The organism is Citrobacter sp. wls757, from assembly GCF_005280935.1.
GTDB lineage: Bacteria > Pseudomonadota > Gammaproteobacteria > Enterobacterales > Enterobacteriaceae > Citrobacter > Citrobacter portucalensis.
Window position 1 is genome coordinate 1 of sequence record NZ_SZWU01000069.1, and the last position, 18653, is coordinate 18653.

General features: G+C 49.5%; 13 protein-coding genes. All 13 read right to left on the reverse strand.

Translation table 11 applies throughout. The features are described from left to right. Positions 1-99 precede the first annotated feature (99 nt). Positions 100-2379, reverse strand: a complete 2280-nt coding sequence (locus FDW94_RS24530) for a hypothetical protein (RefSeq protein ID WP_249358640.1) — start codon at positions 2377-2379, stop codon at positions 100-102. Positions 2380-2407: 28 nt separating this feature from the next. Beyond that, positions 2408-4897, reverse strand: coding sequence for a type VI secretion system Vgr family protein (gene vgrG, locus FDW94_RS18830; protein WP_137378079.1), 2490 nt, complete (start codon positions 4895-4897; stop codon positions 2408-2410). A 620-nt stretch (positions 4898-5517) separates the two neighbouring features. Beyond that, positions 5518-5967, reverse strand: a complete 450-nt coding sequence (locus FDW94_RS18835) for a putative T6SS immunity periplasmic lipoprotein (protein ID WP_003828329.1) — start codon at positions 5965-5967, stop codon at positions 5518-5520. After that, positions 5967-6497, reverse strand: coding sequence for a hypothetical protein (locus FDW94_RS18840; protein WP_003828330.1), 531 nt, complete (start codon positions 6495-6497; stop codon positions 5967-5969). The genes FDW94_RS18835 and FDW94_RS18840 overlap by 1 nt, the downstream gene beginning before the upstream one ends. Beyond that, complete coding sequence (gene tssH, locus FDW94_RS18845; RefSeq protein ID WP_137378080.1) at positions 6487-9114, reverse strand: type VI secretion system ATPase TssH; 2628 nt, start codon at positions 9112-9114, stop codon at positions 6487-6489. The genes FDW94_RS18840 and tssH overlap by 11 nt, the downstream gene beginning before the upstream one ends. A 161-nt stretch (positions 9115-9275) precedes the next feature. Then, positions 9276-9767 carry a type VI secretion system tube protein TssD gene (tssD, locus tag FDW94_RS18850; protein ID WP_003024437.1) on the reverse strand — a complete coding sequence of 164 codons (492 nt, stop codon included), beginning with the start codon at positions 9765-9767 and terminating at the stop codon, positions 9276-9278. Between the two features lie 16 nt (positions 9768-9783). Beyond that, entirely contained in the window at positions 9784-11448 is a 1665-nt protein-coding gene (locus tag FDW94_RS18855) for an OmpA family protein (protein WP_137378081.1), read from the reverse strand. 3 nt (positions 11449-11451) lie between these two features. After that, on the reverse strand, positions 11452-12093 hold the full coding sequence (gene tssL, locus FDW94_RS18860; RefSeq protein WP_003828335.1) for a type VI secretion system protein TssL, short form: 642 nt from the start codon (positions 12091-12093) through the stop codon (positions 11452-11454). Between the two features lie 5 nt (positions 12094-12098). Continuing rightward, positions 12099-13436, reverse strand: coding sequence for a type VI secretion system baseplate subunit TssK (gene tssK, locus FDW94_RS18865; RefSeq protein WP_137378082.1), 1338 nt, complete (start codon positions 13434-13436; stop codon positions 12099-12101). Between the two features lie 23 nt (positions 13437-13459). Continuing rightward, on the reverse strand, positions 13460-14989 hold the full coding sequence (gene tssC, locus FDW94_RS18870) for a type VI secretion system contractile sheath large subunit (protein WP_048225521.1): 1530 nt from the start codon (positions 14987-14989) through the stop codon (positions 13460-13462). Between the two features lie 65 nt (positions 14990-15054). Next, positions 15055-15552: a type VI secretion system contractile sheath small subunit gene (gene tssB, locus FDW94_RS18875; RefSeq protein WP_048225523.1), complete on the reverse strand. Its 498-nt coding sequence runs from the start codon at positions 15550-15552 to the stop codon at positions 15055-15057. A gap of 469 nt (positions 15553-16021) precedes the next feature. Beyond that, the gene (gene gss, locus FDW94_RS18880) at positions 16022-17884 is read right to left on the reverse strand and encodes a bifunctional glutathionylspermidine amidase/synthase (protein WP_111464944.1); all 1863 of its coding nucleotides are present in this window, start codon (positions 17882-17884) and stop codon (positions 16022-16024) included. Between the two features lie 153 nt (positions 17885-18037). Then, positions 18038-18653, reverse strand: a 616-nt coding sequence (locus FDW94_RS24535) for a molybdopterin dinucleotide binding domain-containing protein (RefSeq protein ID WP_283205075.1), incomplete at its 5' end; no start/stop codon positions are given.

Sequence of the window (18653 nt, forward strand, 5' to 3'; positions counted from 1 at the left end):
GCTGGCTTTCCGTACTGGTGCTGTTATCACAGCCATTACAAAATGCTATTGTTACTAATAGCGCGGCGCAGTATTGCTTATTCATTATGATATCCTTAATTAAACCGTTCTGGTCTGTCCATCATCACTCATGGGGTCATATGTCTGTTGCTGGTCAATCAACGCTAAATACTGATCCATTAATTTATCGGGAATAGGCTTGAACGGTTCCTCTGGTGAAACCCTCTCCGGAAGATTGTTATATAACTCAGGTAGCTTCTTACCGTAATGGGTAAAAAATATAGAATCATTCTCACCATCAGAGAGGAATGTAATCACTGCTTGTTCATTTTTATTACGGTCACCTTTTCCATTTCCAGGACTTTCAGTAATATGCTGCATAACATTGTCGTAATCCGCTTTACTCTGCACCCATTTCAACGCCAGGAAGATGGCCTGCTTACGGCGTTTCATTGGCCCTAATTTCCAGGAGTTAAACGTGAGCGGGTTATTGTTTTGGTTTCGCGGGTCGAGAGGGTCCGCCCAATTGATATCCATTAACTGCGCAATCAGCGCGCCTTTGGTTTCCGGTGGCGAGTATTTAAACTGATCCGGGTTATTCAGCACACTCTCCATCAGCTTAACCCGGTTATTTTCCTCGGTTAGATCATCTCCTAATTGGGTAATGATATCCATTGCCTGATCCGCCATAGCGACCGCCGCCTGAACGCCGCGGGCCGCCATAATTAAGGGGATGGCGCACAATGCCTGAAAGGCATCTAATTCCATCATGTCGGCTAACTTTTGATAATCAACGTTGCGTAGCATATACATAAAACTTTTCATAAAGGCTAAATAGCAGCCGCCATCAACCTCAAACCCCAGACTCCCCTTTGCACCGGCTCCCCAGCAAAATGCCGCTTTACAAAAAATACGAAAACGCCCCTGGATGTAGGTGACGTAGAAAACCGCGCTTCCCCCGGCCCCCGCCTGTAGCGATACCCCCATTTCCAGCTTCGCAATTGCCGCAAATTTCCGTTCTTTACTGACGATGGTTTTATCGTCCGTCTTCCCGACGTTAGCGGGAGGCGTGTCGTCAGGATGCGGGTCGAACCATTCTATGGCGCCGCTGATATTGCCCCCGAACTGGGCACCCACAAAAGCGCCAATTTCTCCTCGGCCCTGTGCTTCAGGTGTTTCCGGAGTATGTAAATTAATTGTTCGTTTGCCCGGTAGCGGCGGGGGAGGAAGCTCCGCTGGACGGCCTTTAATACCGTAACCTTTGCCCATTTCACCGCTCCAGTCGAGCGTTGCGCCAACCTCAACTGCCACACTGGCTCCGACACTGCCGGACAACACCATTTTCAGGGCAAAACGCAGCGCCCCCATATTACAGATACCGCCTGGCGTTTGCGGGGTATCGGCTTTTGCCGGAAACAGCAGACTGATGCCTAGCCTGTCCGGAACATATAAAGTGCTTTCTGCTTTCGCTTCACCTAACGCAAAACTGGCGTGCCCCTCTAATTTCCCTTCAACCTTACCCTTTAGTGGATTAAATTCCGCGGATATCCCTGCGCCATGGCTAAATCGCATGAGCTGGGCCTGAGCGCTAATATCAACATACTGATGATAGACGGACTCATCAGCATTCCCCCCCTTCGGCCAGGACAGCGATTTATTCATCTCTTTTGCCCAATCGCTGACAATAATGTTGCTATCTTCACAAATATCAAACTTGAACTTAACAGAGGCTTCTTTCAGCTGTTTTTTTAGCTCCTGGGGGTCTATTTTCGCCTGACGTACAGTTTTATTAACAGTTTTACCATTTTCATCTTGCACGGAAATGTTTTTGTCATGGTACTTAATAAAGCTGGCTTCGCCTGTTTTTTTGTCAACATTGCTAAGCTTATATCTACGCCAATCTTCTTTGATCTTTTCAGAACGAATATAAGTTTTTTTGAATCCAGTGACAGAGTTTTTATTAAGGGGAATTAACTCCATAATGCCAATAGCACTCTCCTTCATTTTTTCATCCAAAAGTTCCCCTTCAGGGACATTGGCCGTGAGAGTCATTAATTCCTGGCGAAATGCTTTATTGGCTTTATTGAGTGCGGCGTATGCTTCTGTTACCTTACTCTGAAGCTGTCTTTCTGGTACAGTATCAGCCTGTAAAATTGCCGCATAATTGGCTTCATCAAGATCTTTCTGTGCCTTTAGCTGTTTTTCCAGTAACCCTGATAAAAAGTAATGCTCCTCCTTAATTGTTTTTTCAGCAGTTGCATCAACACAAAGTACTGTCGCGCTGCCAGGGTGGAGATAAATTTCTGGATCGTATTTACCTTTAACAACTTTTCCTGAGCCTTGCGCAGACGTTTTAGTTTTCTCTTCACCTGTTGCCATAAATACCTTCCTGTTTAAAATTAAAAAATCAAAGTAATTCGATATCTAAAGATTCAGGCTGTGCGGTATATACGGTAATGGTTTTGCCTTCAGCATCCGTTACCCCCTCATATACGTTTCCCTCTCCTGTTTTAATTCGATAAGGTACGAAAGGCATAATCTCCCCAGAATCCTCATCTTTGGCGATAAAGAAATCATTAAATCCTTTCGGTAGCTCTAGCTTTGGCAGATCATAATCAACAGCCATTAATTTCTGCACACTGATAGATTTGAGCAGAATATTTTGCGGACACCCTATCTCCACATTTCCGCCGCTGAGTTTGATATAGGCTCCTCCGCAGTTCAGCACCAGTTCGTCGGCTGCCGTCACTAACACTTTGCCCTCCACGCTTGTGATGGTGATGTCCTTTTTCGCCACGGTATCTATCCCGTCATCCTGGGCCTGGATTTCAACCTTCCCCTTTGCGGCAAATAAACGTATACCCAGCTTCAGGGCCAGCAGACTGATGGCTTCCCCGGCCACGGCAGTAAATTTCTTCATCACGCTGATATCTGTATTACCACCCGCGACCAGCCCCACGCTTTCACTGCCTGAGGACAGACGCACCGACTTCGGACTACTGATGCTTATGTGCTCCGGTGCATTGAGCACAATCCCTGGCTGAGTAAGATTGTTTAACGCTGTATTCAGTGCCTTTGCTGTATCTGAGTCTGCCGGCCACGCCTGTGCGATATCGGCAGCATTCGCCAGGGCATCACTCACAGACAGCGCCTGAACCATTTGCGCGGCAGCATTTTTCATCTCCAGCATCCTGTCCGAAGCTTCACTCTGCCTGTCCGAAGTGATAAAAACCCCTTTACCGCCGCGTACCGCCACCCAGTCGTCTGTGCGCAGCTCGGCCCCCTCTCCCCGCAGCGCACGCCCCGCATCCACGTTATGCCCCAGATTAAGCTGCGTCTTCCCGCCGTACTCGGTGCTGAGCTTGACGTGTTCCTCACCCCGTTTGTCTTCCATGCGCAACTTGTTGTTCGCGGGCGTGCGGATGACGTTGCGGGTATGGTTTGCCTGTGTCACGTGATCCGGATGCCGGGAGTCATGCAGCGCATGCGCGATATAGGGCCGGTCCGGGTCCCCTTCATGGAACGCCACCGCCACTTCTGTGCCCTGTATCAGCGGGAAGTGAATACCGTAAGTGTCGCCGCCGTAGGGTTTGGCAAGGCGCAGCAGCATGCTCTCGTAACCCTGCTGTTTGCTGTCCTGGTCTGCATCAAACTTCACCCGGTACAGCCCCTCCGCCGTCTGATGCGCGTAGATATCCCCGCTCTTCGGGCTGCTGACCCGTGCTGTCAGCGTGCCGCTGACCTTCGGCCTTGCCTTCAGTGCCGGACGCCAGCACTGCGTCTCACTGTACGGGACCGCCGCCAGCGACACTTTCAGCGCATCCTTCCTGCTGCCGCTGAACCCCGCCCGGACCACCACCACCGGCTGCTGCAGCACGTCCGGCAGCGTCGACGGCACACTGCTGTCCGTTATCGTCAGCACCTGTCCCGGACGCAACCCCACATCCGTGCTGAAACCCGTTATCAGCGTCTGCTCTGCAAGAAACCGCTCATGGTCCAGTCGCGCCCAGAAGTTCCCTGTTTCCGGCGCAGGAGAAAATGCCTCCCCGGTTTCAAGATGCCGCGGTTTGTAGTGATACACCTCGCCATAGCGTATTTCCTCACCTTCGCCGCCGGTGATATCCGCCCTCGCCGACTGCAGCACCTTCTGCGCTTCGCGGTGGTTATAGTCTTTTGTTGTCACTCCCGCCGGCGCCACCTGGTGCAGAATGTTCAGTCCCCAGACGGAGTCCGCCCCGCTGTCATTCATCCCTGACGGGCTGTCCAGCGCCAGCCGTTTATCAAACTCATAGGCGCTTTGCTGGTCTGCAAAATGCACCACTTCCGTCCGGGTATCCGGCTGCAGCGTGAAGAAGTAAAATATCCCCACTTCCGCCAGCAGACGTTCAATGAACGCCAGGTCGCTCTCCTGATACTGATTTATCTGTTCACGCTTCGGATAACTCTGCGTCAGCGTAAATTCATACTCCCAGCCGTGCAGGGCATGCTCCTGCAGGATTTCACCCACCACTTCCGGCACCGATTTGTTTATGAAGAAGCGGTGCGTACGGAACTGTTTATCCAGCAGAGAGAGATAAGGCGTTAACGTAATATGATATCTTGCTTCATCGGCAGAGCCAGATAACCGTTGAAAATCAGTTATCACACCATGGACTATTTTTTGCGTCGTCATGAATCCCAGCTTGCCTCCATTCATCGTCAATGTTGCCACCTGACGCAAAAATTGATTGGCTTGAATATCTTTATCCGCACTGGTAAACAAAATATCATAGTAATAATTTCGGCTCAGTCCTTCTGAACCATTGAAATCCTCAACATCCAACACAGAAGAACAAGAAGGAATAGATAGAAAATATCGATTAAGCGTAGTTGCCATTGTTTGCTGTGACTTATCCATAAGATTGACTCCGTTTAACACACTTTATTTTCCATTAAAAAATAATTTATCCATCGCAGAATAAGGCCTCGCTATTTCCAGATCGGTAAGATGGATGTTATAAATACAATCGTTAGAGACATCCACTCCACTAACAACACTTCGTGGCCTATCATTTGAATAACCCCTCCCTAACGTATACGTAACTATAAACTGGCCACCATCTGGAAAAGTATAAAAATCGGGTGTTATGCACCATTTATTATCAAGAAGAATGAGCGGTGGGTTTGGCATGAATTTTTCATTACCAAAACCAGCACCTCTACGAGTAATCGTAATGATATCTGGTTTGTATTCTTCCGAGTCCTTCACCCAGAAGCAGATATTTTTCCAATCATGCTAACCACTGTTTCTTCATCAGTAAACGATCTGTCACCATATCCTGTACACCCGGTGAGAAATACCAGACTGTAACTCAGAAAAGTTGCATTAATTAACCTCTTAGCTCTTTTTACCAAAGAAGTCCTCACTGTGCTAATCTAATGACATCTTTATAGCAAGCTCCATATAAGACCATATGGACTCATTCTCTTTAATAACCCATAGTGAAGTCATTATGATTTATACATACTTGATGTGTTTTACCTATCCATCTCAGAATATGGTCGTATGATCTCCATATCGGTAAGATGAAAATTGTGGACATTCCCATTAGAGACTTCCACACCACTAACAACGCGCTGCGGTCGGCCATCTAAACTATCATTTGGTAGGCTATAGGAAACGATAAACTGCCCCTTATCTGGGAAAATATAAAAATTTGGAGTAATACACCATTTATCGTCAATCAATATCAATGGTGGATCTATAGTGAATTTTTCCCTTCCGAATTCAGATCCTCGTTGTGTGATAGTAATGATACTGGGTTTATGTTTCGCAGAATCATAAACCCAGAAACAGACATTTTCCCCAACCATGCTAACCACAGCTTCCTTATCCAGAAGTAACACATCCCCATATCCTGGACATCCGGTGAGAAATACCAGACTGTAACTCAACAGACTGAAACAAAAAAACAATCTACTTTTCATCACCAGGGGAATCCTCGAAGAGTATTCCTATAAGATTCTCGGATTACACTTTCATGAATATCCCCATCTAAAGTTATATTATGATTGAAGCGCATATCCAGCCACGTTCTATATCCACTCTTTTGTAGAATAAAACTATCCGCAATAATTTGAGCCTGCTGCTCCATAGGGTACTCACTTAGAAGTCGCCCATCCAGTTTATATCGATAACTGACTAGCCAACTCACCAGGCCTCTACAGATAACATTCATGCCTTTTTCTCGTTGCCAGACATGACTCATTTCATGGATAAATAAGTGTTGATAATGGGATAATGTCTGAGAAAAATCATCCCGGTACTGATTGCGAAAGTAAATCTCACCGTCAGGCGTCATCGCCGTATTCGAATCCTGTAAATTAAAAGGCAAATAACTGTCCCTGTGGATCCACACTTTATGATACTGGAGAGTGGAACCAAATACAGACTTTGCCAGTTCAACCTCTCCAGAGGTAAGTCTTCTGAGACCACCTTCCTTAATATTATTTGGCACTCTCAAACTCCATTATGATGCCCTTGAACTCATCCCAGCTAAGGATCAGAGAGTGTGGTTTTTGCTGCCGGGAAAGATACGTTAACAACTGCTGGCTAAGCACAGGCAAGATTTGTTGGTTGAGCAGACTATCAATATTCCTTGCCCCCGTATCCGGTAGCAGGCAAGCGGCGGTCAGGGCATCAAAAAGGCTCTCGGATATCGTCGTGGTGATGCCGTAGTGACGCAGTAATCGCTGGCTAACCTGATCCAGTTTCATTTGTACAATCGTACGTAGCGCAGATTCACTGAGCGGATGGTAGATAATCGTCTGGAAGCGGGCCAGTAGCGCTGGCTGGAAGTGTTCGCGCAAAAGTGGGCGCAGCAGTTCGTGCAACTCAGACTCTGCGGTTTCCGGTTGTTCTTCCAGCATCTGCATTACAGCGTCGCCGCCAAGATTGGAGGTCATCAAAATAACGGTATTGCGAAAATCAATTTCACGGCCTTCGCCGTCACGCATGAAACCACGGTCAAATACCTGGTAAAACAGATTCATGACGTCGCGATGCGCTTTTTCTACTTCGTCCAACAGTACCACGCTATAGGGGCGTTTTCGCACCGCCTCGGTCAGGATCCCTCCCTGGCCATAACCAACGTATCCCGGAGGTGAGCCCTTTAGCTGGCTCACAGTGTGCGGTTCCTGATATTCAGACAAATTAATCGTGATCAGCGATTTTTCACCGCCAAACAGAATGTCAGCCAGGGCCAACGCCGTCTCCGTTTTTCCGGTTCCACTTGGCCCGGTAAGCAGGAACACACCCTGTGGGCCGTTTTCCGGCGTAAGTCCTGTTTTTGATGCCCGCAACCGCTGTGCGATCGCATTCAGCGCGTAATCCTGGCCGACAACCCGGTTTCCCATCTGGGTTTCAAGCGTCAGTAAGTCTGCCTGGGAGTCCTTCATTAATGATGACAATGGTACACCGGTCCAGTCGGCAATCACCGTAGCCACGGTGCGCGCGTCTACATCCGGAAACAGCAAAGGATGGCCCTGCTGAAGCATACTTAGCTGCTGCTGCAATTCAACCGTTTCCGCCTGACGAGAAATATCACGGCGACTGGCCAGCAGTTGCTCTATGAGCGCTAATTCCTGACCATACTGAGTTTCTCGTTCATCCAGTTCGACAAGCAGAAGATTTTCACGCTGTTCAATGGTGGCCAGCCTTTCACCATGCTGACCATTTCCTACCGTGAGGTCTGCAAGCAATGCCTGCTTTTCCATTTCAAGCGCGGTGATCTCCGACTTCAAACGCGTCAGTGGTTCCGGAACGGTATCAAGGCTCATCCGCACTCTTGCACCTGCGGTGTCCAGCAGATCGACGGCTTTGTCGGGTAATTGTCGCCCGGTAAGATAGCGGCGAGAGAGCGTAACAGCAGTTTTAACCGCTTCGTCGGTGATGTGAACGCCATGGTGTTCTGCATAGCGTGATTTCAGACCACGCAGCATTAAACAGGCAGTGTCATCATCCGGCTCATCCACTTTAACCATCTGAAAACGCCGCTCCAGCGCAGCATCACGCTCAAAATACTGTTTATATTCACTCCATGTGGTCGCCGCGATAGTTCGTAATTCACCTCTGGCCAGAGCGGGTTTTAGCAGATTGGCTGCATCAGCGCCTCCCGCCTGATTACCGGCCCCAATGATGGTGTGTGCTTCATCGATAAAGAGCAGAACAGGCGTTGGCGATTGTTGAACGGCATCAATGATATTTTTCAACCGCTGCTCAAACTCACCTTTCACCCCTGCGCCTGCCTGTAACAGCCCAAGATCCAGCGTGCGTAATGTTACTGATTTCAGGCTATCCGGCACGTTACCTTCAGCAATACGCAATGCCAGTCCTTCCACTAGAGCGGTTTTGCCGACACCGGGTTCCCCGACCAGAATGGGATTATTTTTTCGCCGACGGGACAACACATCCACCATTTGCCGGATTTCATTATCGCGACCAAATACCGGGTCGATATCGCCGACACGCGCTTTCGCGGTTACATCCAGCGTAAATTTATCGAGCACGCCTTGTAATGCTGGCGACAACGTCGACTCAACCTGACCCGGACGCGGTTCATCATCAGGAGAAACCTGTGCCAGAGAGGCTTCCTGCTGCCTTTCCGGACGTTCATCCGACTGGGAATTTAATAGCGGCAGGAGTCGTTCCAGTTGAGTATGTCCGGTACTCAGAAGCGGCCACAGGCCATCACACTTCAGTAGCGAAGGCTTTCCCACCAGCGCCATCAGTAGATGCACACCACGTATCTGCGAATTTTCATCCGTTGCGGCACACAACCACGCTTGTTGCATTAAAGAAAGGAGCGCATCAGACAACTGGGGGCGGCTTTTCACGGAACGCGGCTGAACATCCAGATGCTTCAGCAGCGATTGCCAGAGATTATCGATATCCCATTCATAACGACGAGCAATGACAGTAATATCGCCCTCCCCCTGCTCCAACAGCTTCAGCAACCAGTGTTCTGGAGTGATTTCTGCATGCGCGCGCGTCTGACATAACGATGCCGCTGCTTCAAGCGCCTGAGCACAATAGGGGTTGAGACGTCGTAATAGCACTGCTGAATGGTGTTCCATTTGCTTCCTGACTCCCTGTATTCAGGCACGCTACCGCCCGTAGCCGTAATCCAATGCCCATAAGGTAATAGTGATGTTGATACTCTCTGCTTAACCCCCGCCCCGGAAGCTCAGCAGAGGGCATAAAAAAACGGATGAGGAAATCCTCATCCGTTAGCGCATTACGCGGTGGTACGCTCGTTCCAGGCGTCAGAATGGATAATGTTGCCATCCTTATACGTCCAGACGATCTTCTCGTAGCGCAGTTCAATTTGTTCCAGGTGGTTATGCTTCTCTTTTGCGGGATCTTTGATGTCGTACATCACAGGGTTTACTTTCACCACTTTCACGTTGTGTAACGTGGTGTTGAAGTATTCCACTTCCTGACCCGCGTCATTGATGCGATACCATTTGAACTCTGCCTGGCGCAGGGTCTGACCGGTGGTTACAGCCTTGTACAGATATGGACTGGAGGCATCGATTTCCTTAGTGAAAAGGAACGGGGTATGGATGCGCGTACCGGTCAACTTACCTGTATTGTTATCGGTAGGGATGTACAGGTTATGTTCCTGTGCCACCACTTCGATACTGCCTACACGGTCTTTTACGTCAACAGAACCTTTAATATCCGCGCCGCCATCATCTTTCAGCCAAAGGTAGACTGGAATTGCCATAACTCTTTCTCCATTTTTACTTCGCTAATGCGTCACCACCTTGCGGTGACGGTTCCTTCATGCCCGGCAGCCGACAGGCATCAGCCTGCGGTACCAGACTGATCTCTACACGGCGGTTGGCAGCCCGACCCTCCGGCGTATCGTTGTTTTTGTAGGGGCGTAATTCGCCGTAGCCCTGAACGGCAAAACAGCTCTCCGCGACATCACCGGTATATCGCATCCAGTCACGAACAGATTCCGCGCGTTTGAGAGAGAGCAGCTGATTAGATTTATCGTCACCCACATCATCGGTATGTCCGGCGATGACTATCAGCCACCCGGGTTTGGCTTTGATATTGACCAAAGCCCCAATGAGTACTTTTGTTGAACCCGCTTTTAGCGCCCACTTACCCGTATCAAACAGCGACATACTGTCGAGACGTACAGTTTGCGGGGCAGTCACTTTCGGTTTTTCGGGTGACCCCCAGTCACTTATGGCAACCTGCAAAGGGGGGATCAATCTCATTCCTTGATACAATCCCATTGAAAGAGAAAGTGGTTCGCCACGCTGATACCAGCGCTCAAGGAGTTGTGCATCACGACGAAGTTGATCCTGGGCCAGGATCTTTGGCTCGGCAGGATTACCGCTAAGTTGGCGGTATAGCATCAGGTGATCGTTTGTGATCCTGATGAGATGTTGGTTATTGATAAAGCTGCATGCCATCGCCATTCCGATGAAAATGCCGCATAACAGACCACTTACGCCCACCGTCCGTTGAAATGCTGTCAACGCCCGACGGCGGGATAAAAATGGCAATGCTAAATCTGGAAAAGGCAGCAGTGCGGGCGCTACTGACGCCGCAGGGGAAAGCGTTGTTTGAGCAATGATATGACGTTGCCAGAGGTTATTTTCGCAGACCGCTGATGAGGTGAAACACACAACCCGTAATGCAAAGAAAACAGGCAGAGCATGGTGTTCAGTATCGCCTTGTACCTTCTTCAGCCAGCCCAGTAAATTATCTAACCACACTGCATGTGTAAGATGAAAATGGCGGGCTGGGCTCTCTTGCGAAGAGAAAGGAGCAAAGTCGTCTAATCCCGTAGCCGACTGCACTTCTGCATCCTGAGGGGTTCGAATAAACCAGCGTACAGCCTCATTACATTGAGGAGAATTCAGCCAACAACACAACCAAAACGGCGGTACACCTGATAACCAACGCCGACTCTGGGTCACCACTCGCCGCCAACTGAGCAGTATGTGCTTAAGCGCATCTTCATCAGTATGCCGTTCCGGAGTTAATGCCAGCATTACGGAGACGCGCATAAGAAGCCCAGGACGCTGAGCAGCTATCTGACGAACCAGAGCAATGTAATGCTCAGGGGACTGGACAGATAAATACCAGCCCTGCGAGCTCTCGCAAGAACCGCTGCGTCCGGCAAACAAGGGGGCATTATCGCCACACACGAGCACAACTGGCCCACTGAAACTCTCCGGAGGGAGCGGAACTTCATGCTCGGAATGCGCTGATCTCAACTGGCCATATTGACGCCAGCCGTAAACGATCCCTGGAATGGAAAACAATAAAATAAAGACGGTCAGGCCGCCCCGGACACCCGTACTTAACGGACTGAATCCCCAAACCAGCAACAAAGCCAGCACAGCTGTCAGCACATAGTTAACGATCCCTCGCAACTGAGCCATGTTTTAGCCCTGCCCAATAAGCTGAGCAACCAGCCCTTGTAAGACATGAGAAAATGTTAACCATAAAGCCCCCAACGCCACCGCGCCGACAATCCATGCCTGCCACCAGCGACGCTTACTGCCAGAGAAACCGGACGCCTGCATGATTACGGGCGCATCGTGCGTTAACTTAAAAGGCTTCGCCTGAGCCGCCAGCGCCTCAAGAACATCTTCACGACGTTCGTCACCTTGCTCACGATAGCGCCCAACAAAACCGAGCGTGATTGCGCGATAAAAGCAGGTTATTACGGCGGTATCAGGAACGGGCTCACGCAGCACAGACCGGATGCGTTCCCAGAACTCTTCCCCTGCGTTGGTGGTATTGAAATAACGGGCCTGTAAGGGTGTCGCAAGCCAGGTGATATAACCGCTATCCTGCCGGTTGCGGTTCAACACGCTTTCATCCAGTAACGCACATTGCGTGTAGAGCATATGTTCAACGCTGTGTTCGCTGTACCCCATATCACGCAATGCCTCACGTGCAGATTCAACCCATTGGCTGGCCCGACGATAAAGAACAGCTCCGTCGTCGACTTCTGCCCCGTCACGTAGCTGGCTTACAGCAAGCCATGTTGGCCAGAAAACCTGATCAATTTCCTTATTCATTTATTTCAATCCCTTAATACTGCAAACAGCTCAAGTTGAATCTCTCCCAGCGTTCCCGGCACATAGAAAGCACAATTACCGGCGTCCAACATGGCCTGGGCTGCTGGATGATTAATTTCAAGAGCAAAGTATTGATTTTCCAGTCGTAACGGGATGGCTGCGGGTACATGTGTCAGCGGTTTTAATGGAATACCGCTGAGTGCCACATTGACGACATCTGACACATCCGCCCGGCTCCCCGCTTTACAGAGCTGTGGAAATTGCGCCAGGAGGACATGTGCGGGGAGACCCGAGCGAACGGACAGGTAAAAATCAGCACCTTCACGCAGTCGGGCATCCGACAGAACCCCATACCAGAACTGTCGCTCCTGCGTCAGTTCAATAGCGACAACACGAGACGGCAGGCTGGCTTCCAGCAGTTCCACCAGCAGAGCAAACAGCGGCGGGAATACCTGCTGCGGATTTGCATGCTGATATGGAGGTACAACGCTGACATCATTTTCTAACGAGAAAGTCAGCAGGCTGCCCGCTAACCGCGCCAGCTCACGCCACAAAAGTTCGGGATGACGGCCTGGGTTTTGCAGCATTTCTTTCAGAACAGGTTCCGAACTATTAAGCGCATTCAGCAGCCAAAACAACGAAACATCTGCTACTGCAAAATCCGCCATTCGTTCGTTACTTTCTCGGCGCAAGGACATCAGGCGGCGACAACGAGCCTGGATACGATGCACCAAATCACTGAGCGAGTTGATTAATAAGGGGCTGGCTGAGAGTGAAAGCGAGGGGGGTAAAAAATCACGTCCCAGCTCCCATTGCCCCTGAGCATTACGAATAAGGCAAGCTACCGGACAAGTCAGGTAAGCGCTGTTATCGTCATGGGCATACCGGAGGGTGATAGCATGCCGCAGCACTGCCATATCAGTCCGTTCCTGACCGGAGAGATCCTGAACTGGCAGCCATTCCTGCTGCCAGCGACACGGACGGCTGACACCGTTGCCTGATGAAAGATTGCCGCCATTAGCTGAAAGCAGCGGCAATGCCAGCACGATATCAACGCTGTTGTAGCCAGTAAGATGCGATAAATCACACGCTGGAGGCAGGTTATCTGAAATACCTGTATCCACTAACGTACCGTCAGGAAAGCGCACAACCAGATTAACGGGATTCAAACGGGAAACCGTTAGCGCACTTTCATCAAACTCCGCGCTGATGACGCCCCACGGTGATGAAAGTGACATGTGAGCAACAACGTCAGCAACGTAAGCATCCCAACGTGTCTGTTGCTGAAACTGTTGGGGAGCCAGAAAAGCCCCCTCGCTCCATAACGGACGATAGATCTTCATCGCACCTCCTGTGCATTACGCCGTTAAGATTTCGACTTAGGCATCTGTGAAACTAACGACAAGCTGACATCCATACCTTCAACCTGGAAATGCGGGATGGCGTACAGGCGCACGCGGAAGAAACCCGGGTTATCCTCAATGTCCTCCACCACGACACGCCCATCACGAAGCGGATGTGAAGCCTGCAAATCATCGCCAGGATCGGTCATTTCGGTTACCAGACTGCGTAACCAGTTGTTTAGTTCAAGCTCAAGCAGGCGGCGATCTTTGGTCGTACCAATGTTTTCTCGCTGCAAGATTTTCAGGTAATGAGCAATACGAGAAAGCAGGAAGATATACGGCAAACGTGAGTTAATTCGACTATTAGCTGTTGCTTCCGGGGTATCAAACTGCGCAGGTTTTTGAGCCGAGTTAGCAGAGAAGAAGCAGGCGTAATCACGATTCTTATAATAAGAAAGCGGAATAAAACCGAGGTTGGCGAATTCAAATTCACGAGTTTCCGGGATCATCACTTCAGACGGGATTTTCACCTGATTACCCGTCCCCAGATCGTACAAATGGATAGGTAAATCTTTAACCGCGCCACCCGCCTGTGGTCCACGGATCTGGACGCACCAACCATTCTTGATAAAACTTTTCACCATATTCACAGCGAAAGAGAAAGATGCGCTGGTCCACAGATATTTTTCGTGATCCGGGCCCTTAACTTCCTCGACATAGTTAAAACTGCGCACAGGAATGGTATCAGGGCCGTACGGCAAACGCCCGAGTACACGCGGCATAGTTAATCCGATATAGCGTGAATCATCACTATCACGAAATGCTTTCCATTTGATGTATTCAGCACGTTCGAAATAATCATTGATATCTTTTATGGCCGCGACCTCTTCCATATTTTCTTTCAGGAAGAATTTCGGCCCAACTGAACCAATAAATGGCATATGGCAGGCTGCCGATACGCCAGAAATATTGCGCAGTAGCGCGATATCCTGCGGGCTGTTATCAAATTCGTACGCTGAAATCATTGCCGCAATAGGTTCGCCACCTGGCTGGTCATATTCTTCAATATAAACATGACGATATAACCCACTCTGGATAAGTTCCGGCGCGTCATCAAAATCATCACGCAGCGCATCCTTACTGACATCCATCATTTCGACACGGACATTTCGGCGAAAATCAATACCAGAGATCATTGAATGCAAACCACGCCAGAGCGATTCTTGTTTTTGAAATTCAGCATGATGCATAACTTCATTAACCTGATCGCTAATCTGCTTATCCAGACGAGCAATCTGCTCATCGAGTAGCGTTTTATCCAGGCGTTCTAAGGGTTGTGCGGCATCCGCCAGACATGAGACCAGAACCTGAATAGCAGCGGTCACACGCTCCGCCGGAGCGGCATCAGAAAGCGCTTCATCACTCTGCCACGCATCTACATTTTTTAATGACGCGACGGGGGAAAGATTAATTTTGTCAAAGAGGGACTGATAAACACTGCGTTCACTGGTCGTGGTGGTCGCGGCTGAAGAGGTATGTTCCTGAACAGACATCAACATATTCCTTTTATGTTCCTTTACTATTCCTGCCGATTTAGCGGAGGAAACCCTGTAGAGCGTTAAATCTCTTCTGGCATCATAGTTGCCAGCTCATTACGCAATTCCTGACTCAGGGCTGGATCCTTAAGGATTGTTTCCAGCTCGCGACGAAAAGCAGCGTTATCGAGTAAGTTAGATTTCAGGTCACGTAGTAAGTTACGCATAGCCAACAGAACACGTAATTGTGGGATATTTCGTGCGACCTGCTCAGGTTCAAAATCGCGGATATTCTTAAAGGTAAGGTTAATATCGTCCTTTCTGTCATCATCAGCTAACGTATTTTTAACACTTAAATTAACCACTGGTGAAAACTTGGCCAGCACATCGTTAAAATTATTTTTATTAATATCTATCTTTTCACGCTCAGATAATGGTCGCTGCTCTCTGCCATTACTGAAATCACCGACAGTCAGTAGTTTTAAAGGCAATTCAACTTTCTTTTGAACGCCTCCGGTGTGTAAATCTAACTTAATATTAACGCGTGCCGTCGGCACTTCATTCTGAAAACTGTCACCCATACGTCCCTCTCAGACCGGCTACTCCTGCCGGTATTTTGCGTTTCCTAATGGAGCACGTTCCAATCGCTCAACATGTTTCTTACAACGTCATTTCTGCAGGCAGTTAACAATGGCTGTTGATGACAATTAACTATTATAATTATCACGCTAATGCAATCCGATATATTCCATAGGTAAAAACATGATCAATGTCATTAATTAATCGAATAACACATTATGTTTTTATATTTAAAATGACAATCAAGAAAATATTTATCTAATATAAACAAAAATATTTATTTAATGATTGATGCATTCATTTAACGAATGCATCAATCATTAAATAAATATTTACCATGAGAATACTTGCTGTCATTTATATAAATATAGACACTCATTTAAATATAAGCACTATCAATCTAATCATAAATAAAAAAAACCGGAGAGATACTCCGGCTTTTCATATCTCACTCGTGAGCGAGCAGAAAGATTAGTCTTCCTTCACCACAATCAGCGGTTCAATATCGCTCTCTTTTTTAATCACCAGCGACTCGTCACCACGCAGGCAGGTACCGCCATAGTTACCACCTACGGTAAAGGTACAAACCTGGATATATTTACCGGCAACTTTTGGCAGACACCAAAGCTGCTGATAAATGTTCTTCTGCTCGGCAAACTTACCGCTGGTTTTATCCAGTAGCTCTTCCTGATGACTCACAAGATCGATGTTGCTGCCACAACGTCCTGCAATAGGTTTCACCGCATAACCGGTTTGCGCCAGCTCTTCATTAACAGTGAAATCCGTATCAAGCAGATAACGGTGGTGCGGGAACAGTTGCCAGAGGATCGGCAGAATCGCTTTGTTGCCAGGGATAACCGTCCACAGAGGTTCGAAGACCAACACTTCCGGGCGCAGCAGCACGTCGATTAAACGCACTTCCTGATTCGTATGCCCGGTACGAATTGGCACCGCGGCGTACTCCGTTTCGCTGACCTCGCGCACCTGCTCAATTGCGGTTTCCCACGCCCAGGTCTTCCAGACGCAGTTCACCAGACGGCCATCACCGTCAATCAGCTGACCGGCATCATCCCAGCACAGTTCATCCAGACCTCGCAGAATTTTGCTGTCAAACCCGGCCTGACGTAGCGCCTGCTGCATAAACTGCGCGTGATAGTTCTCCTCGATATCCTTATCCTGCATGATGTGGACAAACGGACGTGCGCGGCTGTGCTTCCAGGCCCCCGCCAGTTCGTTGATCAACCCTTCAGCCGGGTTGTGTCCCTGCCCTGTGTAGCCCCGTTCGGCCCATCTTTCGAGGATCAAACCGGCTTCGGTATGGCACGATGCGGAATCGGCGTTGTACTCATACACTTTCAGTCCACGTTCATCCATACAGAAATCCATACGACCCGTAATCATATGATGCCGACGACGCTGCCAGGAAAGGCGTAGGCGCGGCCAGAGGATTTTCGGGATATCAAACAACGCCAGCAGGTTGTCGTCTTTCAGCACCTTGTCAGTCGCGTGCAGATACATCAGGTGCAGCTCGTTGGTGGCTTTAATCAGCTCCTGCTCGGCGCTCTCGGTAATGGTGAAGTACTGATGCGGGTCCTGATTAATCACATGGCCGTTCGCCAGCACGTAGGCTTTTTGCAGCGGATCCTGCTCATTCAGCCATTTACCGTCAAATTGCCCGTTATCTTCCAGTCGCGCGCCGCCAATTTTCAGCGAGTCATTGGCGATCTCCGGCTGCGGTAGGCTGAATCGGGTATCATCGGTCTGGATCATCCAACCAAGAATGGTCGTGTCGTCAAAGGTATCACGCAGGGTGTAACAACCGTTCTCAACCACCATCTCCAGTTCGCGGGTCCACTGCTGTCCGGGAGGCAGCGGCGTATGGAGCACGTTCTGTTCGGCAATACGGATTTTGTTTTCCAGCAACTGGGTGACGACCGCCACATGCCCGGTATCTTTAAATTCGCCGCCTTTTTGCCAGATAAGCAGTGCGCCTGCTACCGGCGCGCGGGGCGAACCATTCGGAAATGCCTGTAACGGTAGGATGTTGTCATTCACTACTTCGCGCAGGAAGCGTAAGGAGAAGATCTCCCAGGCCATGCCCACATCGGTGAAGACCATGCCATAGTTAAGGAAGAGAAAGCGGCGTGCGAACTCTACACACTGCCATTTGTGGCCCATGTATTCATCGTCGATATAGCTGCGAAATGCTGCATCATCGTCGTAGTCCCGTGGGTCGAGGGAGCTGTAATCTGAAGAGTAGATTGCTACGCCACCTGGGGCATAGCCCAATAATGTCCCGAATGGGGCATCCTGACTGGTCGTTCCTTTGCTCATGAACCTTACCTCAAAACAATACAGCCTGAGCAGGTTGGCGTGAATTTTTCGCTCTGATTGCCTGCTCTGCGACACTAACCGGACAGAGGTCGACATCATCATACACCTCAACGCAGCGGCTGGCGCTCAGAGGCGAAAAATTCACAGCAGGAATTACGCTTTGGTCAGGGTGACCGGTACGCTTTTATACGCTGGAGTCAAACTTTGTGTATCTACTGCATCCAGCGAAAGCAGGACATTCGCTTCAGGCAGATAAGCGCCAATTGAGCCAGCCGCCATGTTGTAAATCACCACCGTTAAGCCGTACATGATGCGATCCGCGCAGGGCTGACCGTTGTCGTCCAGCGCCTGAACGTTGACCACATCACCCTGGCTCAGACCGCGGCTCGTCACTTCTTCGGCGCTTAAAAACACCACATCCCGACGGCCAGTAATGCCACGATAGCGATCGTTCATACCATATATCGTGGTGTTGTACTGATCGTGGCTACGCAGCGTTGCCAGAACCAGTGCATCAGCAGGCTGATGTTCCCGCTCTACCGCCCGCTGATGGCTGACGATAAAGTTGGCTTTGCCATTCTCCGTTCGCCATTCACGGCGCGAAGCAGGTGTATACATACGAAATCCACCCGGCTCGGCAATACGTGCGTTGTAATCGTGGAACGCCGGGATCACGGCTTCAATGGCGTCACGGATCAACGCGTAGTCCCCGGTAAATGCTTCCCAGTTGATCGGAGAATGCGGCAGCGTGGCACGCGCCATGCCCGCC

Bases quoted from the DNA above. Each gene is read 5' to 3' on its own strand.
- tssL (WP_003828335.1), bottom strand. From the start codon at position 12,093: ATGAATAAGGAAATTGATCAGGTTTTCTGGCCAACATGGCTTGCTGTA.
- FDW94_RS24530 (WP_249358640.1), bottom strand. From the start codon at position 2,379: ATGGCAACAGGTGAAGAGAAAACTAAAACGTCTGCGCAAGGCTCAGGA.
- tssH (WP_137378080.1), bottom strand. From the start codon at position 9,114: ATGGAACACCATTCAGCAGTGCTATTACGACGTCTCAACCCCTATTGT.
- tssB (WP_048225523.1), bottom strand. From the start codon at position 15,552: ATGGGTGACAGTTTTCAGAATGAAGTGCCGACGGCACGCGTTAATATT.
- tssC (WP_048225521.1), bottom strand. From the start codon at position 14,989: ATGTCTGTTCAGGAACATACCTCTTCAGCCGCGACCACCACGACCAGT.
- vgrG (WP_137378079.1), bottom strand. From the start codon at position 4,897: ATGGATAAGTCACAGCAAACAATGGCAACTACGCTTAATCGATATTTT.
- FDW94_RS18855 (WP_137378081.1), bottom strand. From the start codon at position 11,448: ATGGCTCAGTTGCGAGGGATCGTTAACTATGTGCTGACAGCTGTGCTG.
- FDW94_RS18835 (WP_003828329.1), bottom strand. From the start codon at position 5,967: ATGAAAAGTAGATTGTTTTTTTGTTTCAGTCTGTTGAGTTACAGTCTG.
- tssK (WP_137378082.1), bottom strand. From the start codon at position 13,436: ATGAAGATCTATCGTCCGTTATGGAGCGAGGGGGCTTTTCTGGCTCCC.
- gss (WP_111464944.1), bottom strand. From the start codon at position 17,884: ATGAGCAAAGGAACGACCAGTCAGGATGCCCCATTCGGGACATTATTG.
- tssD (WP_003024437.1), bottom strand. From the start codon at position 9,767: ATGGCAATTCCAGTCTACCTTTGGCTGAAAGATGATGGCGGCGCGGAT.